Here is a 22,208-nt window from a genome sequence, read left to right on the forward strand (position 1 = left end):
CTGTTAAACTGACATCTTAACAACGCAACTGGAAGGGCAGAAATGTTGGACGGTCCTGACTGTCTGCTATCGCCAGCGTAATCGCGGTAAGCTGCCGTTCGAGATAATGTGTCAAACCAATAACTATGATGACGCTTGCACATCAACAAATGTGGAAGTAATGAAATCATGACTTTAAGAGAGGCGTGGCATGGTGGGCAAGGCGGTGGGCGAAAGCGCAATTCAATTCAAAGTCTCACCGGCATTAAAGAAAGAGATTTGCCGCAATGCGTTGGAGCAAAACGAAACCGTAAGGGTGTTCATTCTGCGCGCGCTCAAGGCACAGGGCATTTCTATATCGGATTCCGACCTGATAGATCGTCGTCGGGGTGCATCGCGATGACTGGCACCCAACCAACGCCAAATGCCTCCGTCGTCGATTTGTTTTGCGGCGCGGGCGGCCTGTCGCACGGCTTCAAGGCGGAATCCTTCAGACTGGCAGGCGGTATCGACATAGACGAGGCATGCCGGTTTCCTTATGAAGCCAACAACGGGGCTCCGTTCCTGCGAAAAGACGTTGGGAAACTGACAGCGAAGGAAGTCGAAGACCTCTTCATTCCTGGCACCAAGCGCGTCCTAGTTGGCTGCGCTCCGTGCCAGCCATTTTCGACGTATAATCAGAAAAATGAAGACCCAAACTGGAAGCTTCTCCAAGCATTCGGCGACATCATAGAGGCTTCATCACCTGATGTAGTTTCCATGGAAAACGTTCCCCGCCTTCTCGCTTTCCGAGGCGGCGCGGTATTCAACGCGTTCGTCGCCAAGCTCAGATCGGCAGGCTACCATGTTGTGTGGGACGTGCTGTATGGCCCGGATTTCGGGCTAGCGCAGACGCGATCGCGCCTTGTGCTGCTTGCATCTCGGCTTGGCCCGATTTCCCTTCCATTACCCACGCACAATGCTGAGAGCCATCGCACTGTACGAGAGGAGATCGGCGGTTTGCCGCCGCTGGCACATGGCGAAAGAGACGACCGCGACCCGCTGCACCGAGCCAGCCGTCTTTCAGATAAGAACGCGCGTCGCATCGCGTCCGCCAAACCGGGCGGCACTTGGCGAGATTGGGACAAAGACTTGGTAGCAGATTGCCACAAAGTCGCGACCGGCAAAGGCTACTCGTCAGTCTATGGGCGCATGAGCTGGACATCACCGTCTCCCACGATCACCACGCAATTCTATGGGTTCGGAAACGGTCGGTTCGGACACCCAGAACAGCATAGGGCACTTACTCTTCGGGAAGGCGCTTTATTGCAGGGGTTCCCGCGCGAATACCAGTTTGCCAAACCTGGTGAGCCAATCCACTTCAAGCGGATAGGACGGCTAATAGGAAACGCCGTTCCGGTGCACCTTGCCAGCGCGATTGCGAGGGCCGTCAAATCGCACCTGGAGAGCGTCGAATGAGTGACCAGCGTGAACTTGTTATGACAATCAGCCTAAATGCTCTCGAGCACTTAGGAATCAATCTTTACAGCAATATCCCGGCAGTGCTGTCCGAGATTGTCGCAAACGCTTGGGATGCCGATGCAGAGAATGTCGCAGTATCGATCGACAAGGCAACAGAAACGATCACAATTGAGGATGACGGGACGGGCATGGACAGGGACGGGGTTATTGACCGCTTCCTGACCGTCGGCTTCAAACGGCGAGAGGCGCTGGGTAGCAAAACGGCTAAAGGCCGGAACCCAATGGGGCGCAAGGGGATTGGCAAACTTTCAATCTTTTCCATCGCGCAAATTGCCGAGGTCTACACGATTGTCGGAGGTCAGAAGACAGCATTTCGCATGGACCGCGAGGTAATACGCCAAGCAATCGCGGGAACCGGAAAGGACAGCTACAGGCCCGAGGAGCTTAGTGACTGGCCGAAAGATTTGCAGTCGGGTACGCGGATCGTTCTTTCGACGATCTCGAAGTCTTTATCAGGTATGACTGTCGAAGGATTGAAGCGACGCGTGGCGCGGCGTTTTGCCGTAATTGGCTCAAAAAACGGCTTTAATGTAACCGTCAATGGCAACGTCATTGGGCCAGAGGACCGAGCGTATCATAATGCCCTGCAATATATTTGGACGTATGGCGACCAAAGCGAGTTCACGAAACTTTGCAAGAATCTCGAGCGCCCTGCCGACAGCCGAACCTCTGCTGTAAAAGTCGAATTAGCCAATGCGGGGATATCGCTGACCGGGTGGATCGGAACCGTCACGAAGCCGGATCAGCTCAAGGACGAAGACGGTGATAATCTCAACCGCCTCGCCGTATTCATGAGAGGCAAACTCGCGCAAGAGGACATCTTGGATGAGTTTGGTCAAAAGGAAATCTACGCCGACTACCTTATCGGTGAGCTGCATTGCGAAGAGCTCGACCTTGATGATCAAGGAGATATCGCCACCAGCAGCCGCCAATCGCTTAAGCAGGATGACCCTCGATTTGAGGCATTGCGAAAGATTGTCCTAGCCGAACTTCGCAATATAGCTGGGCGCTGGAGCGATTGGCGGCGGACAGATGGCACAAAAGACGCAATGAAAGTTCCGGCGGTATCTGACTGGCTGAACAACTTGCAGGGCGACACAAAAAAGAAGGCGGAACGTTGGATTGGCCGACTGAACACAATCCGATCAACCGATGACGACAAGAAGGAGTTGCTGAAGGCCTCTATTCTTGCTTTCGAGAGCTATCGCCGGAAAGATGATTTGGATCGCCTTGATGCTTTGAAAGATGAAGGGCTTGATCATGTTCTCGCAATTTTTAAAGATATCGACGATCTGGAACTGAGCTATTACGGCCAGATTGTTAAATTGCGCCTTGGCGTGATCAACACGCTCCAAAACAAGCTGAAGCAAAATGACAAGGAGTTGGTTCTCAGGGACTACATTTTTGAGCATCTATGGCTGCTTGATCCAGCTTGGGAGCGCACCAAAGGAACGGAGCATGCCGAAACGCTGGTGAGGAAGTTTCTTGATGACAACACGGCTAAGCTGAAAGGTGATGAAAAAAAGAACCGCATCGACATCGGCTACCGCACTGCTGGAGGCAAGCATGTCATCGTTGAGCTGAAACGTGCATCGGTGTCCGTCCCGGTCGACGAGCTGATGAAACAAATTCGGACCTATCGAGATGGTGCCAAAGCTATTCTCGACAAAACCACCTACAAGGATTGGCCGATCGAGATCATATGCCTCCTAGGTAAAGAGCCCCCCGAATTCAAAACATCGACAGGTGCGTCTGGCGTCGCTGCTACGCTTGATACGGTTGGCGCGCGAATTGTCTTTTACGACGAATTGCTCACCAATGCCGAAGCAGCATATGCTGACTATCTCGAAGCGCACGTGAAACGCGATAAACTATGGGGTGTGTTCGAAGCGATCGACGACTTTAGCCCTCCTCCAAAGAACTAACGTGGATCCGGGGCCAAGCCGATTTAAACACTTATCGGAGCATGAATGAACGGCGGCTGTTATGGCCGCCATACAGGTTCATCAACGGCTGGAAAGTTAGCGGAACTTGCCGTTCAGCGGCTTACGGTGAATCTGTGTACCAATTATGCACTGGAGGCCGCCAGCACGCGGCGTCGCCGATGGGGACCGCTTTACGCACACGACAAGGAACAGATCGTCTGCCAGATCGAGCGCGATTTTAATTTTGGTCTGCGAGGGTGCGGAGTTCGCGAACAAAACGCCGAAGCGCTGTGGGTCGCTTTGAGCATTTTCGCTGCGCCGTAGGAATGGGCCATAGCGGCAATTGCTAGGCCACTAGCCCTTTATATTTGACGGTGTGTCGTCGTTTCAACTGGCTGGCGCAAAACTGGAGCAAGGTTATTGAAGGACACTATTGCAGCCTGTCAGGTCGTTTTTCTATACTAATGCTTATTATATGACGAATTTGACCTATGCTACCCCCGCCGTGTTTGCTACCTGCCCGCGCGATTAGGGGCGCAAAAATTGGCAGACGTAGATTCGGGCAATCCACAATATGGAGGTAATGAAGAGGCTGTGCCGATCGATCCGGCGCTGGCCTGTTTTGTGTTGCTTGCTAAATTTTTGGGGACGCCTGCCGAACCATCTCAAATCCATCATGACCGCGGCAAGGGTAATGAAGCATACAGCTTTGGCGATTTGGCGCGGATTGCAAAGAAGCTGGATCTGGTAGCGCGGATTAAAAAATGCAAATTTGAAGAATTACCCAAAATGCCGGTTCCCTGCCTGATGGGTCTGGTCGACGGTGATACGGTATTGTTCTTAAAAGCGGAGGAGAATGCTGATCTGCCGCGCTATATGGTGCAGCGCCGTGACGGAATGCGGCCTGAAATATGGTCGGCGGAAGAGATGATGGACCGTTTCTCCGGCGAACTGCTTTTGATGACAAGCCGCGAGAAAATGGCCGGAGAAAACCGCGCCTTTGATATAAGCTGGTTCATCCCGGCGCTGGTCAAATATCGCAGCGCACTGCGCGATGTATTGATCGGCAGCTTCTTTTTGCAATTGGTGGGCCTTGTCTCGCCGATATTCTTTCAGTTGGTGATTGATAAGGTGCTGGTGAACCAGTCGATGACGACGCTGGAGGTTCTGGCTTTTGGTCTGGCCGTTGTGTTGATATTTGAAACGATATTATCCGGCCTGCGCACTTGGCTATTTGCGCATACCACGAGCCGCGTTGATGCCGAGCTATCGGCCTCGCTGTTCCGGCATCTGGTCAATTTGCCGCTAAGCTATTTTGAATCGCGGCGTGTCGGCGATAGCGTGGCGCGCGTGCGCGAGCTTGAAAATATCCGAAACTTTTTAACCAGCAATGCAGTAACCGTGGTCATCGATCTGTTCTTCACGATTATATTCTTTGCGGTCATGTATTTATACTCGCCGTTATTGACCTTAATCGTTGCGCTCACCATTCCAATTTATGTGGGCATATCGATGGCGATCACGCCAAGCCTGCGCACCCGTCTGGATGAAAAATTCAAACGCGGCGCAGAAAACCAGTCATTCCTCGTTGAGACGGTGTCGGGCATTGGCACGCTGAAGGCGATGGCGGTGGAGCCGCGTATGCGTGACCGCTGGGAAAAACAGTTTTCAGGTTATATCAAAACCGGATTTGATGTCACGGTGATGGGCAATTGGGGCAGCCATGCGATCCAGATGGTATCGAAGCTAACCACCGTGGCGATACTGTTCTTTGGCGCGCAGGCGGTGATTAACGGCGATCTGACCGTCGGAAGCCTGGTTGCCTTCAACATGCTGTCGGGCCGCGTCGCGCAGCCGATATTGCGCTTGTCACAGCTCTGGCAGGATTTTCAGCAAGTGCGTATTTCGGTTGATCGTTTGGGCGATATATTGAACGCGCCTGCCGAGCCTGAACATAACCCCAATCGCGCCAGCCTGCCGCCGATAAAAGGGCAGGTTGAGTTTGACAAAGTCCGGTTCCGTTACCGTCCGGATGCGCCCGAGGCGCTGCGCGGGGTAAACCTGAATATCGCGCCGGGTGAAATGCTGGGCATTGTTGGCCCGTCGGGTTCGGGCAAATCCACGCTGACCAAGCTGGTGCAGCGGCTTTATGTGCCCGAACAAGGTCGGGTGCTGGTCGATGGTGTGGATCTGTCGCTGGTGGATCCCGCATGGCTGCGCCGTCAGGTGGGCGTAGTGTTGCAAGAAAATATCCTGTTCAACCGCAGCGTGCGGGAGAATATCGCGCTGTCCGACCCCACGCTGCCTATGGAGCGGGTGATTGCAGCGGCTGAGCTTGCGGGCGCGCATGAATTTATCCTGGAGCTCAGCCATGGCTATGACACGGTGATTGAGGAGCGGGGCGCAAATCTGTCAGGCGGACAGCGCCAGCGGCTTGCCATTGCCCGCGCGCTGATCGGCAATCCAGCTATCCTGATTTTGGATGAAGCAACCTCGGCGCTTGATGCTGAAAGCGAAGAGATTATCCAGAATAACTTGGCCGCCATTGCGCAGGGGCGGACCGTGATCATCATCGCGCACCGCCTGTCGGCTGTGCGGCAAAGCGATCGGATTATCACGGTTGAGGCCGGCGAGATTACCGAGATGGGCAATCATGATACGCTGGTGAAAGCAGGCGGCCGTTATGCACAGCTTTATGCCAAACAAATGGGCACGCAGGTGGGTCAATTATAATGGGCTGGTTTGCAGATCGTTTTCCCACGCTCGCCAAACATGGCGCGGTCCTGAAAGAAAGCTGGCGGCAGCAAGGCGAGGCGGACAAGGCGTTTAAGCCCAAATCCGATCACGAGTTCCTGCCTGCGGCCCTGGAGATTATGGAAAAACCGCCCAGCGTGGGGCTGCGCCGGTTGCTCTTGCTGCTTTGCGCTTTGTTTGTGATCGCGCTTGCCTGGTCGATATTTGGCCGGGTCGATGTCGTTGCAACGGCAGGCGGTAAGACCATCCCGTCGGGCAGCATCAAGGTCATCCAGCCCATTGAAATTGGCGCTATCCGCAAAATCCACGTCAAAAATGGCCAATATGTGCGCAAGGGCGATATATTGGTCGAGCTCGACCCAACCTTAGCGAGCGCCGATACCGCGCAAAGCACACAGACATTGCTGTCGGCGCAGGTTATTAAGGCGCGGAACAAGGCGCTGATCGATCATATGAACGGGCGTCCTGCGCGCTTTGTGGCTCCTGCCGGAACGCCGGCTGATATTGTTGCCAATGAACAAGCCTTTGTCCGCACAGCGATTGCAGAATTTAATGCCGAACGGGCTGGGTTGCAGCAACAGCGTGCCGAAAAAATATCTGAATTAGCAGGCGCGGAGGCCGAGCTTGCGAAGCTGCGCGAAACACTGCCCTATCTCGACAAGCAAATGACGGCGCGCACGGAGCTTGCGGAAAAGGGATATTTTTCCAAGCTGCGCCTATTGGAATATGAGCAGCAGCGCGCCGAACATATTCGTAATATCGATGTGCAGAGCGCCAATGCAGAGCGCGCCCGGGCCGCCATTCGCAGCTTGGAGGCACAGGCTCTAGTCTTGCGCGAACGCTTTGGCAAAACCGCAGTCACCGATTTGGCGGAGGCCAGCGACCGCGCCACCATGGCAGGCGAAGAGCTGACCAAATCGGCCAAGCGGCAGGAATATCAGATTTTGCGCGCCCCGGTGGACGGCGTCGTGCAACAAATGGTCATCAGCACCGTTGGCGGGGTCGTGCAACCCGCACAGTCTTTGATGGTCATCGTTCCTTGCGCAGCAGCAACCGGCACGTGGCCAGACCCCGCACGCTGTAAAAGTGCTGTTGAGGTCGAGGTCTTTGTGCAGAATAAGGATATTGGCTTTATCAAGGCCGGGCAGAAAGTGGCGGTAAAGGTTGAGGCGTTTAACTTCACCGATTTTGGCCTGATTGACGGCACGGTCGATTTTATCAGCCGCGATGCCATCGATATGTCGCAGCAACCAGCAGGCAGCCAACAAGACGAACGCGGCCGTCCGGCGCAGCAAGGCCTGGTCTACGCCGCGCGCATCCGCCTTGAATGCGCCCCCACCCGCAAGACCCGCGCGCCCTTATGCGACCGGGTGCAACCGGGCATGAGCGTGCAGGCCGAAATCAAAACCGGACAGAGGCGGATCATCCAATATCTGCTCAGCCCGATCAGCAAGGCCATGGATGAAGCAGGACGGGAGCGTTAATGTAAAAATATACCCTAACGGTTCGTACACCATCATTTTTACTTGCCAATAAATGCAATGCCGATCAATCTATGGGTCTGATATACAGGGGGTTTTGTGGGTCGCAACATTTACGGGAATTACGGATATGACCAAATAGGGATTTGCGCGCCTGTCTCATGGAGCTTTATGGCATGGAACGGCCGCACAGCAGAAGTGGTCGCCGTGGGTTTCTGCACCAACCAAACCAACACCCGCTTCATCATCCCCGACGACTTTGAATATGACACCGATGTGTTCGGCCTGCCCAATTTGAGGGGGTATAATATTGGTTCATATACCAATCGACGCAGTTGCGAGGCAAGACAACATGCGGCAAATGATCATCAATACTGTGATATGAGGAAGACGGCGGCATGACCGAAAATCGTAAAAAGTGGGATGCGCCTTTAACCGATGACGAATTGGAGCAGTTCATTGGCTATCTTAACGATAATTCTGATGCCATGAGCGATGCCAGATTAGGCAATGAAATAGAGTTCATGGTGCGCAATGGCTTTGACCCTGCCATATTATACGGCCAATTTTGTGGCGCAGCTGTGGATGAAGAGTCCCCCTTGCGCACGACTAAGCCCTATGAGAATTACAACTTACGTGACGATTGGGCAACAAAGCTATCCAAGAGTGGTCGCGACGAAGACTATCTCCGTATTATATTCATCCAGACTGTCGATTACTATCGAAAAAAATGGGGTCACCCAGCACTGAGCGACCAAGACAAAGAAAATTGGCCGAAGGTTCCAGTGCCCGCAAAGAATTGGCATAAAATCAGTAAGCCTGCCCCAAAAGGTTGGTGCGGGTCACTCCAAACAATCGAGCTTACCGAGGAACAGATTGAGTCGGTCGCAAACTACATGCTCGAAAATTATAGAGAAATAGTGGCATGGAACCAAGCGATACTAAAACTTGCAGAGAAGCAGGGTTACAAAGATTTTGACGAGATTCGCAGAACGGGCATTTTCGAGTCCTATTTAACAGACTCCATCGCTGCAATTTTCACTCTCAATTATGACGAGATGGTTGGATATAAATCTATCGAGAAAATCGAAGGTAAATTGAACAAGGGGCGGCTCTGAGATGGCTATATATTTTCTAGATACGAACACATTACAGGCGCTGATTGAATCGGGGCAATATGAAGCCTTTCGACGCGCTGCTGCAGCTCGAGGTATAGAGCTTGCAACGACACGGACTGTGATTGATGAGTTAGGGAGGGGCACTCCTAGTCAGGCTGTACAAGATTTTAGAAGAAATGCTCAGCAATTAATCAATGTTGAGGTGGACCCGTTTGGGCCGATAGATGTTTATCGTCGTGAAAACAGAAATGCTGGCGAATTAGGCCTCGCTGAATTGGTGCAGCGGCAATTGCAGGCGGGAAATGATGCTGTTCTGATCACCCAGGAAGTGCACGCAATACGTTCATTTAGAGCAGCATATGGCTCAGATTTCCCATTAGCTAGTGTTGGTGAATTACCTGGCTTTACAGGCGGCAATAGCGGGAATGATCCCGTTCAAGCGCCAGTTCGGCAAATCAACAATGAGCTTTTTGCTAATGATCCGCTTTTTAACCGTTCCTTGTGGAATGACGAAAAGAGCCACGAATTTTCTCACCATAGAATTATCTGCACACATAGGATTTATATATGAGAATTGTTTTAATTATTCCAGTTTGCACATTGTGTTTGTTGACATCGTGCATTTCGGAAAGCAACGAAAAAGAGAAATCTTTTGATAAGGACAATAACTACTTGTTAATACCTATTGCAAATGTGATAGACAATGATAATGACTCATCTATAAAATTGGATTACATAAATGCTATATATCCAGGTTCCATAGTATGTTTCCACTCTCAATACTCTTCGTCAACTATAAATCGTGATAAAATAAAAAAATATGGAATAATAAATGAACTTGTGCAAGTTCCTTCTGCGCGAGGATATCCTGAAAATAGAATGGGTATGTCAATAATTCATGGAAATAAGCAGTATAATTTTGAAATACCTGTTGTTTCTAGTCAATATTTTGATGAGTTCTCTCCTTGCGCAAGATCACTTGGAGCGGTTCTAAAAAAAGAAAAAAATTATGGCATTCGGATTTTTGAGGAATAAATTATGGCTAATATTATTGACGACCTATTTCGTACATTTATTGATGCCTTGACGTATACATCTCGTGGTATCGCTAAGGGCAACGAGTTGCCCGCTGAGGGTACAAATAGTATTGAGCACGCTTACGTAAGTGCTGCACTGCAAAGAGCTTTTGCAGGTGGGCGAGGGGGGCGGATTTTGGGAGATGCAAAAGAATTTTCTTCAGATATCGGTGAAGAACTAGACAGCTTCAAAGATAGATATAATAATGAAGTGGGTCGGAACATTGCGAACTATTTTCGAGATAATGGCAGCAACTCTATTGAAGAAATAAGGAGCGCTGTAGTAGATGCATTCAATAATGGTGGGTTGCTCGCACAACGAGGAAGCGAGTTATATCGGTTTTTTAGGCAAGAAGATGGAAGTTATATAGAAATACCGGTTGATATAAATTCAATACCGTTAAGCGATAGCGGGATTCCTGCTATTTCATGGAATGGCCCGATAAATGAGCCTGGTAGCCCAAATGATCTTTACAGGCAGCCAGACTACGCGGGAGTGCCAGACCCAAGAGAGGGTTTGCAAAGGATCATTGATTGTCTCGCAGAGTATGGGAGAACCTTTAGTAACTGGTTTAGCGATATCTTCGGCACCTACTTCTTCAACCGCGACCCATTGGTTCTCGATCTTAACACAGGCGATGTATCGCTGACGTCGCTGTTTGATTCCGCGACCTTCTTTGATCTGGATAGCAACGGCTTTGCCGAGCGGACGGGCTGGGTGCGTCCGGGCGAGGGGCTGCTGGCGCTGGATGTGAATGGCAATGGCCGCATTGATAATGGCGGGGAGCTATTTGGCACGCCGACGACCGACGGATTCACGATATTGCGGCAATATGACAGCAATGGCGATAACCGGATTACGTCCGATGATGCGATATGGAATAGCCTGCTGATTTGGCGCGATGGGAATGGCGACGGGATCAGCACGCCCGACGAGCTGACCAGTATAAATGACAATGATATCCGATCGATCNCGACACAGGACGGCCGCACAGCAGAAGTGATCGCCGTGGGTTTTCGGACCGACCAAACAAATACGCGCTTTGTCGTGCCCGACGACTTTGCATACGATCCAGAGGTGTTCAGCCTGCCCAATTTGAGGGGGTATGGCGAGCTGCCCGATCTCTGGACAGCGATGAGCCTCGACCCCGTGCTGAAGCAAATGGTGAAGGACTTTATGGCGGGAGAGTATGGCTCCATCGACTTGATTAGTGGTAGGCCAACATCATATGTAATACCAGTTTTGATCCGCAATGGACGGGTGGTAACTTCGCGGACAGAATATGGTTATGCCCCCAGCACTTTTGACAATATACTCGCAAGATGGGCAGGAGTCGAAATAACCGGTGGGGCGGTGCAGGCCCAATCAACCGCAGAAGCATTTTTAGGTCGTGATATATTGGGCAGTGTTAGGGGCCTTAGGACGACTGGTCGCGGCGCTGGCAACCCAAATTTCCACAATGCATTCCGGCGTTTTTCGTTGGAGCTGGCGACTCGCTTCGTGGTGTCTTGGGCCGAGATCGCACAGAATCAGGCTACGCTTGACCTGTTCCAAAATCTCGCCGCCGCTGCCGGAGATGGTCTAACCGGGCCTGATCCAGAGACATTGCAGGCCTTGATTGATGGAGCTTTGGCTGACGCTCAAACTGAGCGTGATTTGCCAGCATTCCTGCAACGCTATTTGGCGTTGGATTATGATTTTGCCAGCGATGAGATCAACGGCGACATTACGGGCTTTATCGATGCCGAACTGCAAAGCTTTGATTTCAATCCAGACCTCCCTTGGGATGGTTGGAATCAATGGTTTGCCGCGCGTAGCGGGATATTGGGTGTCATCGATGCCGATGGCCAACTGCTTACGCAGCGGCGGCGGGTGCTGAGCGGCAACCGAATGCTTGAGGTATATCGATTTAACGGGCTTAATGAAGGGGATGCGATAGTCGGCGATGCGGGTGATAACGTCCTTATCGGGCGCGATGCTATTTATTATGGAGGATCATCCGCAGGGAGCACCTCTTCCTCCGGACCGAGGACAGGTGGTTCTGCTGCTTTTATTCCGATACCCGATATACTGATCGGCGGAGCAGGCAATGATATCTTGCAGGGAGGCGCACATAATGATGCTTACATTTTCCGTGATGGGGATGGTCAGGACATTGTCATCGATAGTTCTGGTAGTGCAGATGAGATTGCATTCCAAGGAAGTCTAACGTCTGACCTTGCGCGGTTTGAAATTACCGGTGCGCAGGGTCGTGATTTGCTGATCAGTTTTGAGGGCCGCCCAGAGTCCGTCTTGGTGCGTGGCTATTTCAACGACAATGGTAACTCCGTGATCGAACGGATTACCTTTCCCGATGGACCAGATTTAGGAGGGCGCTTTATCCGTGACGTGGCGGTAGCGCGACTTGCGACCGACCGGAATGATCGAATTCGCGGAACATTTTTGGATGAAACGATTTTGGGCGGCGCGGGTAACGACGATCTTGGCTATTCGCTGCATGATCTGTCGGTCGGTAATTTTAGGGACATTCAAAGCAACAGGTTCGTCGGCGACATTTTTGATGGTGGCAAAGGCAACGATAACTTGCAAGGCGCCTATGGAAATGACCGTTACCGTTTCGTGCGCGGCGATGGGCACGACTTTGTATCCGATATTGCAGGCGCTGATGTCCTAGAATTCGACGAGAGTATTTCTCCTGAAGACGTCCATATTCGCGCCGCGACAAATGGCGAAGATATCGTCTTGACCATTGCCGGAGAAGATCAGTCGATAACATTGGTTCAGTTTCTAATCGAAGGCAGGCGTGTTGAAGGGTTTTCAACTAATGCCAGACAGCAGTTCAGCGTTGAATTTGCAGATGGAACAATATGGAGTCAATCTGACTTGTTGGCTCGAGCGATTGCCGGAACCGACGGCAACGATATGCTCTTTGCCTATGAACAGGGAAGTTTGATTAACGGCGGCGCAGGCAATGATCGGATAACCGGTAAGAACGGTGATGATATTTTGACCGGCGGAACGGGAGATGATGTGCTGGACGGCGGTATAGGCTTTAACCAATATCGCATCACGCGCGGCGACGGTCATGATATTATAAACATCTACGACCCTAGAAACACAAATTTTGTGGGGTTTCGCGATACAATATTATTTGATGCAACAATCGATCCATCCGATATTCAAATTGTTCAGGTTCAGGATAATAATTCGATAGTTATTTCGATAGTTGGTGAAGATCAGTCGGTCACGGTCACCAATTTCCAACAATCAGTCGATCAGGTCCAAATGCGGTTTGCGGACGGTACAACATGGACTGGTCGCGAGTTATTTAATTTATCGACACAAGCTACTCAGGATGACGATTTTTTTGTTGGGACACGTTTTTCTGATCAAATATCTGGGGGCGATGGCAGCGATACCTTGGCGGGGCAGAACGGGAATGATCAATTGTCAGGAGACGGCGGCGATGACCATTTAGACGGAGGTTATGGCGATGACTTATTGTCAGGGGGAGCGGGCAACGATCAACTATTTGGCGCGGACGGAAACGACGTTCTTATTGGCGGTGCAGGAAACGACGGGCTTTTTGGCGGATTTGGCAGCAATGTATATCGTTTCTCTATCGGCGATGGTCAAGATATTATAACATTTGGGTCGAGCAGCGACATAATAGTTTTCGAACCTTTCATCTCTGCATCTGATATTACCGTGCATGGCGCTAGCAATGGCAGCGATTTAGTCATTTCAATCGCCGGACCAAATCAAACTATTACTCTTACTGCTGTACTAACCAACTCAGCTTATGCTTCTAATATTGTTCAATTTGCTGATAGCTCCAGCTTAACCGTCGGTGAATTGATCACATTACAAGGGCAGTTTACGGTAGGTGATGACGAGATATACGGCAGCTTCCTCGGCGGTGTTCTGCAGGGCGGTGAAGGGAATGATATCCTGTCGGGTGGTTTTGCTGATGACATCATTATTGGGGGGCGAGGCAATGACATTTTGTCTGGCGGCGGCGGTACCAACATATTCCGTTTCGCTATAGGCGACGGAGAAGACCAAATAACTGTTGATGCAAATGGTTCTCAAGCGACAAATGTTTTTGATAGCATCGAATTTGGCGATGGAATTTTGCCCGAAGACATTGGCGTTGTTGTGTCAGACGATGGCGAGGAAATAATAATTTCTATTGCTGGGACCAATGACACATTGACAATCGATAGGCGAAGTCGAATTCTTTCAAATGGTGAACTTCGATTTACAAACGGTACAACTTGGACTTCAATTAACCTCTATGCTTTGGCTAGCGATGGAACGCCAGGCGATGATAATTTATTTGCTGATGCGCAGGGCTCTATGCTCCAAGGCTTTGCTGGCAATGATCAGCTAGTTGGGGGGGATGGCAATGACATCTTAATCGGGGGAGAAGGAAACGATATCCTATCGGGGGGAAGCGGTGATGATATTTATCGTTTCCAAAGCGGAGATGGTCAGGACATAGTTATTGACCAGGGTCGTTCCTTTATTTTCGATGGTGACGGGGAAGGCCAAATAGCGCATGACGATTCCAATACAATAGTATTTGGTCCTAGAATAATAGCAGATGATATATTTGTATTGCGCGGACCAAATTCTGGAGACCGAATTATTAGATTCAACGGCTCAGATGACTCTATACTAATACAGGCACCTACTATCGGCGATAACGCCGTGGATACGGTTATTTTTTATGATGGGACGGTTTGGCAAAACCCTGACTTGGAAAGTCGGCTTATCGATGGCGACGTTGTATCTGGTATTTTATTCGGTGGAAGCAATAATAACACCTTTGATACACGCGGGCTTTTTTCTAACATTCAAACAGGCGGTGGAGCAGATACCGTGTTCTATCGGCCTGGATATGGGCCGCTAACAATAGAGGCTTTTGGTCTGAGTCAATCATCCTCGAGCGCTAACTTGAGCCTTAACTTTGCCGCAGGTATCTCGCCCGAAAATATCCATGTTAACACGGATGAAAATGGAGAATTTGTTATTTCTCTGGGAAATAACGATAATATCACAATAATCGGCGCGAGGTTCCTCTCTGCAGAGCCCTTCAATGTACTCACTGGCGAGCTAAATCCCTACGTTGGAACACTTCAGATACAATTTGATAATGGCACTATATGGGATCAAACGGATTTGAACCGGCAGCGCTTCTTTGGGAGAGAAGCGCAAAGCACAATCATTAGCGATGCTTTTGGAGCAAGTTTGGATCCTAGAGGCTACTCTCGCCAGATCATAAGTCGCGGGGCAGCTGATAGTATCATTTATAAACGCGGCTATGGCCGTGTCTCAGTCGAGGTTGATATTTTAACTGGCGACGCATCGGGGCGTGCAGCACTAACTAATGAAATCCGCTTTGGACCTGGCTTGGATTTGAATGCCGCTAACATCGTGTCAGACGAAAATGGAACTATAACTTTTGACTTCGGCGACGGCGATATATTGCAAATTATTGGTGCAGCCTTACCTCCGACTGACGATACTCATATAAACCATATCGAAAATTTTTATTTTACTACCGGTCGTCCAGGAACCTTCATTATCAGGAACTTGAGCCAGATTGTTGATCAAGCGATTTACGATGCGGTAGACATAGATGACGAAGCCAACATGGCAGTTGGTTTGTACGGACATTTCGGAAATGATTTCTTTGACAGCCGTGGTATCGCTGATCGTGTTACCACCCGTGGTGGCCAGGATGAAATATTTTTTGATCGCGGTTATGGGGTCTTGGAAGTTATTTCGGACAGGAGCTTTGGTGCGGACACTGACAATCGAATTGCGTCAACGCAGGACGAATTTGGGCAGTTGGCGACTACTAGTTTTAGACCAGGCAATGGGCCAGGAACGGTAGATCCAGAAGGCGCATTACGTGAGGTCGCAACTACGACGATCTTAATAGGGGCAGATATCGAACCAAATATCGTGTCTGTTTTGGCCTATGGCAGCGATACATTTATAGACTTCGGAGGCGGCGACCGGATAATTTTGAGAAATTTGGGAGAAGCAGATCTGGTTGGAGAACCCGATCAGGTTGACAACTCTCCCCCAACATATGAGCTCCATTTTAATGGCGGTTCAATTTGGACAAATCAGGATATTCTGAGCAGGCTGGAACTGAACGCTACGCCTATTTTTTCTGGTGATCAGCCATCCATTATCTTGTCCGAGACGGGTGGTGTTTTGGCCCAAGTAGGAAATTTCCAGTTCTCAGATTTGAATGTTGATGATGATCACGATGTTGTTGTCTCATCTGTAGCAATGTCTGGCACTGTGGGCGGCGACTTGAACAGCGCTAATTTGCTGACACTTATAGCGGCCGACGTCATCAGGCAAAATGAGCAAGCGGTAGACGGGAACTTGCGCTGGTTGTTTGTGGCTGACGAGTCGATGTTTGACTATCTCGCGGATGGTGAAATGCTGTCGCTTCAATATCAGGTGGATCTAACAGATGGCCGCGGCGGCAACGCTAGCCACATGATCACAATTAATATTGCTGGAACAAACGACAACCCTATATTGCTCGATAGCTCAGTTATTGGCCGTGTTGAACCGGCAGAATCAGCATCGATTTCAGGCCAGATTGTATTTTCTGACGTTGATTTGACGGATACTCATACTGCGGTTTTAGCAAATATTCAGCTGGCTGGAGAGACAGCTGGCTTGCCGGCATTGTCTGAAATAGAGCATTGGCTTTCGTTTGAAATTTCCGAAAGCACATCGATAAGAAACCAACATTTAGTTCACTGGAGCTTTGACTCAAGCGATTTCGATTTTGGATATCTTGGAGCGAGCGGAGAAGTCCAGATACGTTATCAACTAATTATTGAAGATGGAAACGGTGGAACAATCACAACGCCAATCTCGATCAATATCTCTAATGCGCAAAACGCAGCGGGAGCACTGTTCACGCTTGGGACACAAGTTTCGATTGAGGACACGCTTATAAGCATCGGCTTGCCAGAAAACCTGTTCTCAACATTTCTTCCCGGTCAATTGTTTCTCACTGCAACATTGTTCTCCGGCGAGCAGTTGCCAGAATGGTTAACTTTTGATGGAACAACTTTTACCGGAATTCCGCCTACAAATTTTGAAGGATCTGTAAGCATTAGGGTTACTGCGAGTAACGGAGAATCATCAGTCAGCGACATATTTAATTTGGTTGTTGAAGCAGTGAATGATGCTCCTGTAATTTCAGCCTTGCTACCAGATCGGGCTTACGCACGAGGCATGCTGGTCGATATGACGTTGCCATTTGGTGCATTTTCCGACGCGGATAATGCCAACCTTACATTCATTGCAACGATGGCTGACGGTTCTGACTTGCCCGAATGGCTCGGTTTTGACGGGTTTCGGTTCTTGGGAACCCCGCCTTCCGATTTTTCGGGGTCCTTACAAATCGATGTAATTGCAAGTGATGGCGAACTAACGACCAACCAAACTTTTATCTTGTCGGTAGGGTTAGACAACAATGCCCCGTCGATTACTTTCATATTGTTGGAACAGCAGTTTAATGAGGATTCTACGATAGAAATCCTGCTGCCCGCCAACACTTTCGCGGATATTGATAATGATCCATTGACCCTATCTGCGATGCTAACAAATGGTTCTGCTCTTCCCGCTTGGCTATTGTTTGACGGTGTTGCTTTCACAGGTACACCGCCTAAAGACTTTAACGGCGTTTTGCAGATATCTGTAATCGCAGATGATGGTATCCAGACTAGGAACCAAAATTTTAATCTGACGATATTACCAGAAAATGATGCTCCGGTTGCGGCGCTTAACTTAGAAGACCAAAGTGTCGCCGAGGACGGTACAATTGATATTCTGATACCGTCAGGCACATTCACTGACCCTGACGGCGATGATCTGATGTTATCGGCTAGCTTGTCTGATGGTTCAACTTTGCCGGCATGGCTATTTTTTGATCCGGCGCAGCTTCGGTTTACAGGTACTCCGCCGTTAAACTTTAACGGGTCGATCGAAATTAGAGTATCTGCAAATGACGGGGAGTTTTTGGTAACCAACGATTTTGTGCTGACTATTGACCCTGCCAATGACGCACCCACCCTTGAGATGATGCTATCCGATCAGAGTGCAGCGGAAGATCAAGCAATTGACTTTGTGATCCCCGTTGACAGTTTTGCAGACATTGATGGAGATAGCTTGACTATCACGGCCATCCTTACCGATGGCTCAGAATTACCGGCTTGGCTGACCTTTGATGGCAGCCGCTTCACGGGAACACCGCCTACCGACTATAACGGAATAATCGATATACGGGTGAGCGCCAGCGATGGTGAACTTAGCGCCGATGATATATTCCGACTTGAGATCACGCCGGAAAATGATGTTCCTTTCGTTGTGACAGCACTTAGCGATATCTCATTTGCCGAAGATAGCGGCTTTTCGATTATGGTCGGCGCTGATGTTTTTGGCGATGTCGATAGCGATGCACTTACGGTTTCGGTTTCGCTAGGCGACGGATCGGCGCTTCCTGAATGGCTCAACTATGCAGACGGAGCGCTGATGGGCACGCCGCCGCCAAATTATAACGGTGCGCTCGACATTGCAGTGACTGCAAATGACGGCGCGCTATCTGTGACGCAGGGTTTTACGTTGACCGTAATGGCCGTCAATGATGCGCCAGTGGCCGTTTTAACAGCTGTCAATCGGAATAGCAGTGAAGACGAACCGTTATTGATACAGCTATCTTCTGGTCTTTTTGAAGACGTTGATGGCGACCTATTATCTTATAACGTTATCCTGGCAAATGGTTCCGCTCTGCCATCATGGCTGAACTTCGATCCGGCAAACTTGTTGATTACGGGAACGCCGCCTGCGAATTTCAATGGGATTTTGGCACTGCAGGTTTCGGCAAGCGACGGAGAATTTGGCGTAAGCCAAAATTTCACTTTGACCATTGACCCGGTAAATGATGCGCCTGTTGTCTTGGCGCCTCTGGCTGATCTAACATCTGCCGAAGATACCGCGATTGATGTGATCATACCAGAAACCAGCTTTATCGACATTGACGGTGATACGCTGACCTACAGTGCAGTTTTGTCAGACGGTACATCATTGCCCTCTTGGCTGTCCTTCAATGCGGCGGAGCGACGGTTCACAGGGACACCGCCTTTGAACTTCAACGGAGCGCTTGATATACGGGTGAGCGCAAGCGACGGTGCTTTGCAGGTGCAGGACGTCTTCCGTTTGACCATTACGCCTGTCAATGATGCGCCCGTAGCGGCAAACGATTCAGGTTTTGCGGTCAATACGGCGGCGGCGCTGACCATCAATCCTGCGAGCCTACTTGCTAATGATAGCGATGTTGATGGCAATGCACTTTCTATCGTGAGCGTTGGCAACGCTGTGGGCGGCAGTGTGGTTTTGAACGCGCAGGGACAGATTGTGTTCACTGCCGGAGGCGCAGCGGGAAGCGGCAGCTTTAGCTATACCGTGAGCGACGGTAACCTTACCGCAAGCGCGACTGTTAGCCTACAGATCAATCAGGTGGGCGGCATATGGGTGTACGGTACGGCTGTGACCGATTATCTCAACGGTCTTTATGGTCAGGTGAACTGGATCGATGGGCGCGGCGGCAATGACTTTATTAACGGTGCTAACCTAAATGACCGGCTTGTCGGCGGCGATGGCAATGATCAGCTTAATGGCCAAGCGGGTGATGATGAGCTGGATGGCGGCAATGGTGATGACCAGCTGAATGCCGGGCAAGGCAATGACCGGCTGCTTGGCGGCGCGGGTAATGACGCGCTGAACGGCAATGAAGGCGATGACTATCTGGATGGGGGCGCTGGCAATGATAATATCGCTGCGGGCTCAGGCAATGACACTCTGATCGGCGGCGCGGGTAACGATAACCTCTATGGTAATGAAGGCAATGATATTGCCGACGGCGGCGATGGGGATGACATACTCACGGGAGATGCTGGCAATGATATTCTCCGCGGCGGGGCCGGCAATGACCAGCTTTGGGCGGGCGAGGGTGATGATATTGTAGCGCCGGGCGCCGGTAATGACATCACAAGCGGTGATAATGGCATCGATACTCTAGATTATAGCAGTGCGACATTGGCGATGAATATTAACCTCACCACGAACAGCGCGACTTCTACAGGAGAGACAGATACAATCTATAATTTTGAGAATGTCATTGGCGGTAGTGCAAATGATTTGATCACAGGCAATTGGACAGTCAATATTCTCACTGGCAGTGCTGGTGATGACCGGCTGACCGGCGGCAGCGGCAATGACATCCTGTATGGCGGTACGGGCTTTGACACGGCCGTCTATACTGGAAACCGCAGCGAATATTCGATTGTGACATCTGGCGGTATAATGTCCGTTGTGGATAGTATGTCGTGGCGCGATGGCACTGATGTGATTAATGGAATTGAAAGACTGCTTTTTGCCGGCGGACAGACATTGTCGATCACTTCGCCGATTATCCTTGATCTCGACGGCAATGGTGTTGAAACGTTGAGCGCGGCAGAAAGCAGCGCGCGGTTTGATATGGACGGCGACGGGCTTGCCGACGATGTTAGCTGGTTCGGGCGCGGCGAGGGATTGTTATTCCTTGACCGGGACGGCAATGGCACAGTCACCAATGCTGGCGAATTTAGTTTTACAAATGACGCAGAAAATGCAGCTTCGGATCTTGTCGGCCTGCGCAGCTTTGACAGCAATAGCGACGGTGTTCTGAATGCAAGTGACACGCGCTTTGCTGAATTCCGTATCTGGCGCGACCGGGATGGCGACGGCGTAGCCGAAACAGGCGAAATATTATCGCTAGCCGATGCAGGCGTCCGTTCGCTTAACCTCGCAGGAACAGCTGTAAACGGCAGCACGAGTGCGGGCCAGGTTGCCATCGTGAATACAGGCAGCTTCACCCGAACCAATGGGACAACGGCTAGCTTTATCGATGCGGCGATAACCTATTTCTCAAACCGCGATGGAACAGTGGCACCATTGGGAATGCAGGCTTTGGATTATGGCCGTAAGTCGAGCAAATACCGGATGGTGGCTCAAGGTGGTTCTTTATTCGTGAATCCGAAAAAGGCTTTTGGTTCGATTGATCCCGGGGCAGGGCGGCTAAACGGCGCGACGATGCTTAGCTTTAAGGGCCGAGATTATGGCTATCTGTCACCCATCGTTCTCGATCTTGACGGCGACGGATTGGAGCTTCGCAAATATAAAAAATCTCAGGCCATGTTCGATATGGACGGTAACGGCAGCCGCGATGATACCGGTTGGATCAGCGGGGATGATGGCTTTTTGGTCATTGACCGTAATGGCGATGGGTTGATTACCAGCAATGCCGAACTTAGCTTCCTGACCGAAAGCCCTGATGCTCCGAACAACCTGACTGCATTGCGTAGCCTCGACAATAATGGTGATGGCGTGGTGGATGACGATGACGCCCGCTTTGGTGAGCTTCGGGTATGGCGCGATCGTAACGGCAATGGCAGAACCGACGGAGGTGAGCTGCTGACTTTGGAACAAGCAGGAATAACATCTTTCACCTTGGGCAGCACGGCAGCAGATGGCAGAGTGAAGGTTGGCAAAAACATAGTGCTTGCCACATCCAGCTTCACCCGCAGCAATGGCACCACCGCAACGCTTGGTGAAGCGGCACTTGCTTTCTTACCCACACAAAGTGGTCAATCATTGGGCGTTCAGTCCGGATTGCTGCAATCGCTATTGGGCAACCGGTCAAATGTTGTGAGCAACTTCGCATCTAGCGCTGCAAATCCTGCCGCCAGCGAGCTGGCCAGCGGTGCCTCTGCGGAAACAACCGGCATTATGAACCGGCAGATGGCGCAAGAAATTATTGCCCACCGGACCAGCAATATTGGCGATTTGCAAATACCGCGTCAGATATATCAGCGGGACTTTGATGCATTTGCTGCTTATAGCGAGAGATATGACAACATGTTGGAAGCGCGGCTCCAAGCAGCGATCGATAGCAGCGGCATGCAACCTGCTGCCGATGTTCCAGCAGATCTGGAGGCCACCGATGGAACAAGCAGTCCAGCCAGCATCATACCCGTTCCAGCCGCCGCTAATGATAGCGATGCGCAGCGCTTAGCCCTGATTGCACAGGACATGGCCAGTTTCGGCAGCAGCAGCGGAGAAATGAGCAACCGCACCCGCGGCTATGACGACGATATTGGACGCTATTTTATGAGCTGAGGATAATCGCACAAGCGGTGCGGCTATATAGGATCTAGCTTTTTGGTACCTCAAATGCCGCACCAATATCTCCGCGAATGATTGAAACCATT

10 protein-coding genes are annotated in these 22,208 nt (G+C 50.6%); all 10 read left to right on the forward strand.

All coding sequences use genetic code 11. The annotated features are described in order from the left end of the window. Nucleotides 1-378: 378 nt before the first annotated feature. The 10 genes from ACFOWX_RS03305 to ACFOWX_RS03350 all read left to right on the forward strand — a co-directional run bounded on the left by ACFOWX_RS03305 (nucleotide 379) and on the right by ACFOWX_RS03350 (nucleotide 22,116). A complete protein-coding gene (locus ACFOWX_RS03305; protein WP_381421285.1) occupies nucleotides 379-1,437 on the forward strand; it encodes a DNA cytosine methyltransferase in 1,059 nt (352 codons plus the stop codon). Beyond that, nucleotides 1,434-3,425 carry a BbrUII/HgiDII family restriction enzyme gene (locus ACFOWX_RS03310; protein WP_381421287.1) on the forward strand — a complete coding sequence of 664 codons (1,992 nt, stop codon included), beginning with the start codon at nucleotides 1,434-1,436 and terminating at the stop codon, nucleotides 3,423-3,425. The genes ACFOWX_RS03305 and ACFOWX_RS03310 overlap by 4 nt, the downstream gene beginning before the upstream one ends. A 45-nt stretch (nucleotides 3,426-3,470) precedes the next feature. After that, nucleotides 3,471-3,749, forward strand: a complete 279-nt coding sequence (locus tag ACFOWX_RS03315) for a hypothetical protein (RefSeq protein ID WP_381421289.1) — start codon at nucleotides 3,471-3,473, stop codon at nucleotides 3,747-3,749. Nucleotides 3,750-3,968: 219 nt separating this feature from the next. Further along, a complete protein-coding gene (locus tag ACFOWX_RS03320; protein ID WP_381421291.1) occupies nucleotides 3,969-6,158 on the forward strand; it encodes a type I secretion system permease/ATPase in 2,190 nt (729 codons plus the stop codon). Next, nucleotides 6,158-7,663, forward strand: coding sequence for an HlyD family type I secretion periplasmic adaptor subunit (locus ACFOWX_RS03325; protein ID WP_381421293.1), 1,506 nt, complete (start codon nucleotides 6,158-6,160; stop codon nucleotides 7,661-7,663). Before ACFOWX_RS03320 ends, ACFOWX_RS03325 begins: the two co-directional genes overlap by 1 nt. 168 nt (nucleotides 7,664-7,831) lie before the next feature. Beyond that, the gene (locus ACFOWX_RS03330; RefSeq protein WP_381421295.1) at nucleotides 7,832-8,062 is read left to right on the forward strand and encodes a hypothetical protein; all 231 of its coding nucleotides are present in this window, start codon (nucleotides 7,832-7,834) and stop codon (nucleotides 8,060-8,062) included. Continuing rightward, nucleotides 8,059-8,778: a hypothetical protein gene (locus tag ACFOWX_RS03335; RefSeq protein ID WP_381421297.1), complete on the forward strand. Its 720-nt coding sequence runs from the start codon at nucleotides 8,059-8,061 to the stop codon at nucleotides 8,776-8,778. Before ACFOWX_RS03330 ends, ACFOWX_RS03335 begins: the two co-directional genes overlap by 4 nt. 1 nt (nucleotide 8,779) lies before the next feature. Next, the gene (locus tag ACFOWX_RS03340; protein ID WP_381421299.1) at nucleotides 8,780-9,349 is read left to right on the forward strand and encodes a hypothetical protein; all 570 of its coding nucleotides are present in this window, start codon (nucleotides 8,780-8,782) and stop codon (nucleotides 9,347-9,349) included. Beyond that, nucleotides 9,346-9,813 (forward strand): hypothetical protein, encoded by a 468-nt coding sequence (locus ACFOWX_RS03345; RefSeq protein WP_381421301.1) that lies wholly within the window; start codon nucleotides 9,346-9,348, stop codon nucleotides 9,811-9,813. The genes ACFOWX_RS03340 and ACFOWX_RS03345 overlap by 4 nt, the downstream gene beginning before the upstream one ends. Nucleotides 9,814-11,745: 1,932 nt before the next feature. Then, a complete protein-coding gene (locus ACFOWX_RS03350) occupies nucleotides 11,746-22,116 on the forward strand; it encodes a putative Ig domain-containing protein (protein WP_449325417.1) in 10,371 nt (3,456 codons plus the stop codon). Nucleotides 22,117-22,208: the final 92 nt, after the last annotated feature.

It is taken from the genome of Sphingorhabdus arenilitoris, from assembly GCF_042651485.1.
GTDB lineage: Bacteria > Pseudomonadota > Alphaproteobacteria > Sphingomonadales > Sphingomonadaceae > Sphingorhabdus_B > Sphingorhabdus_B arenilitoris.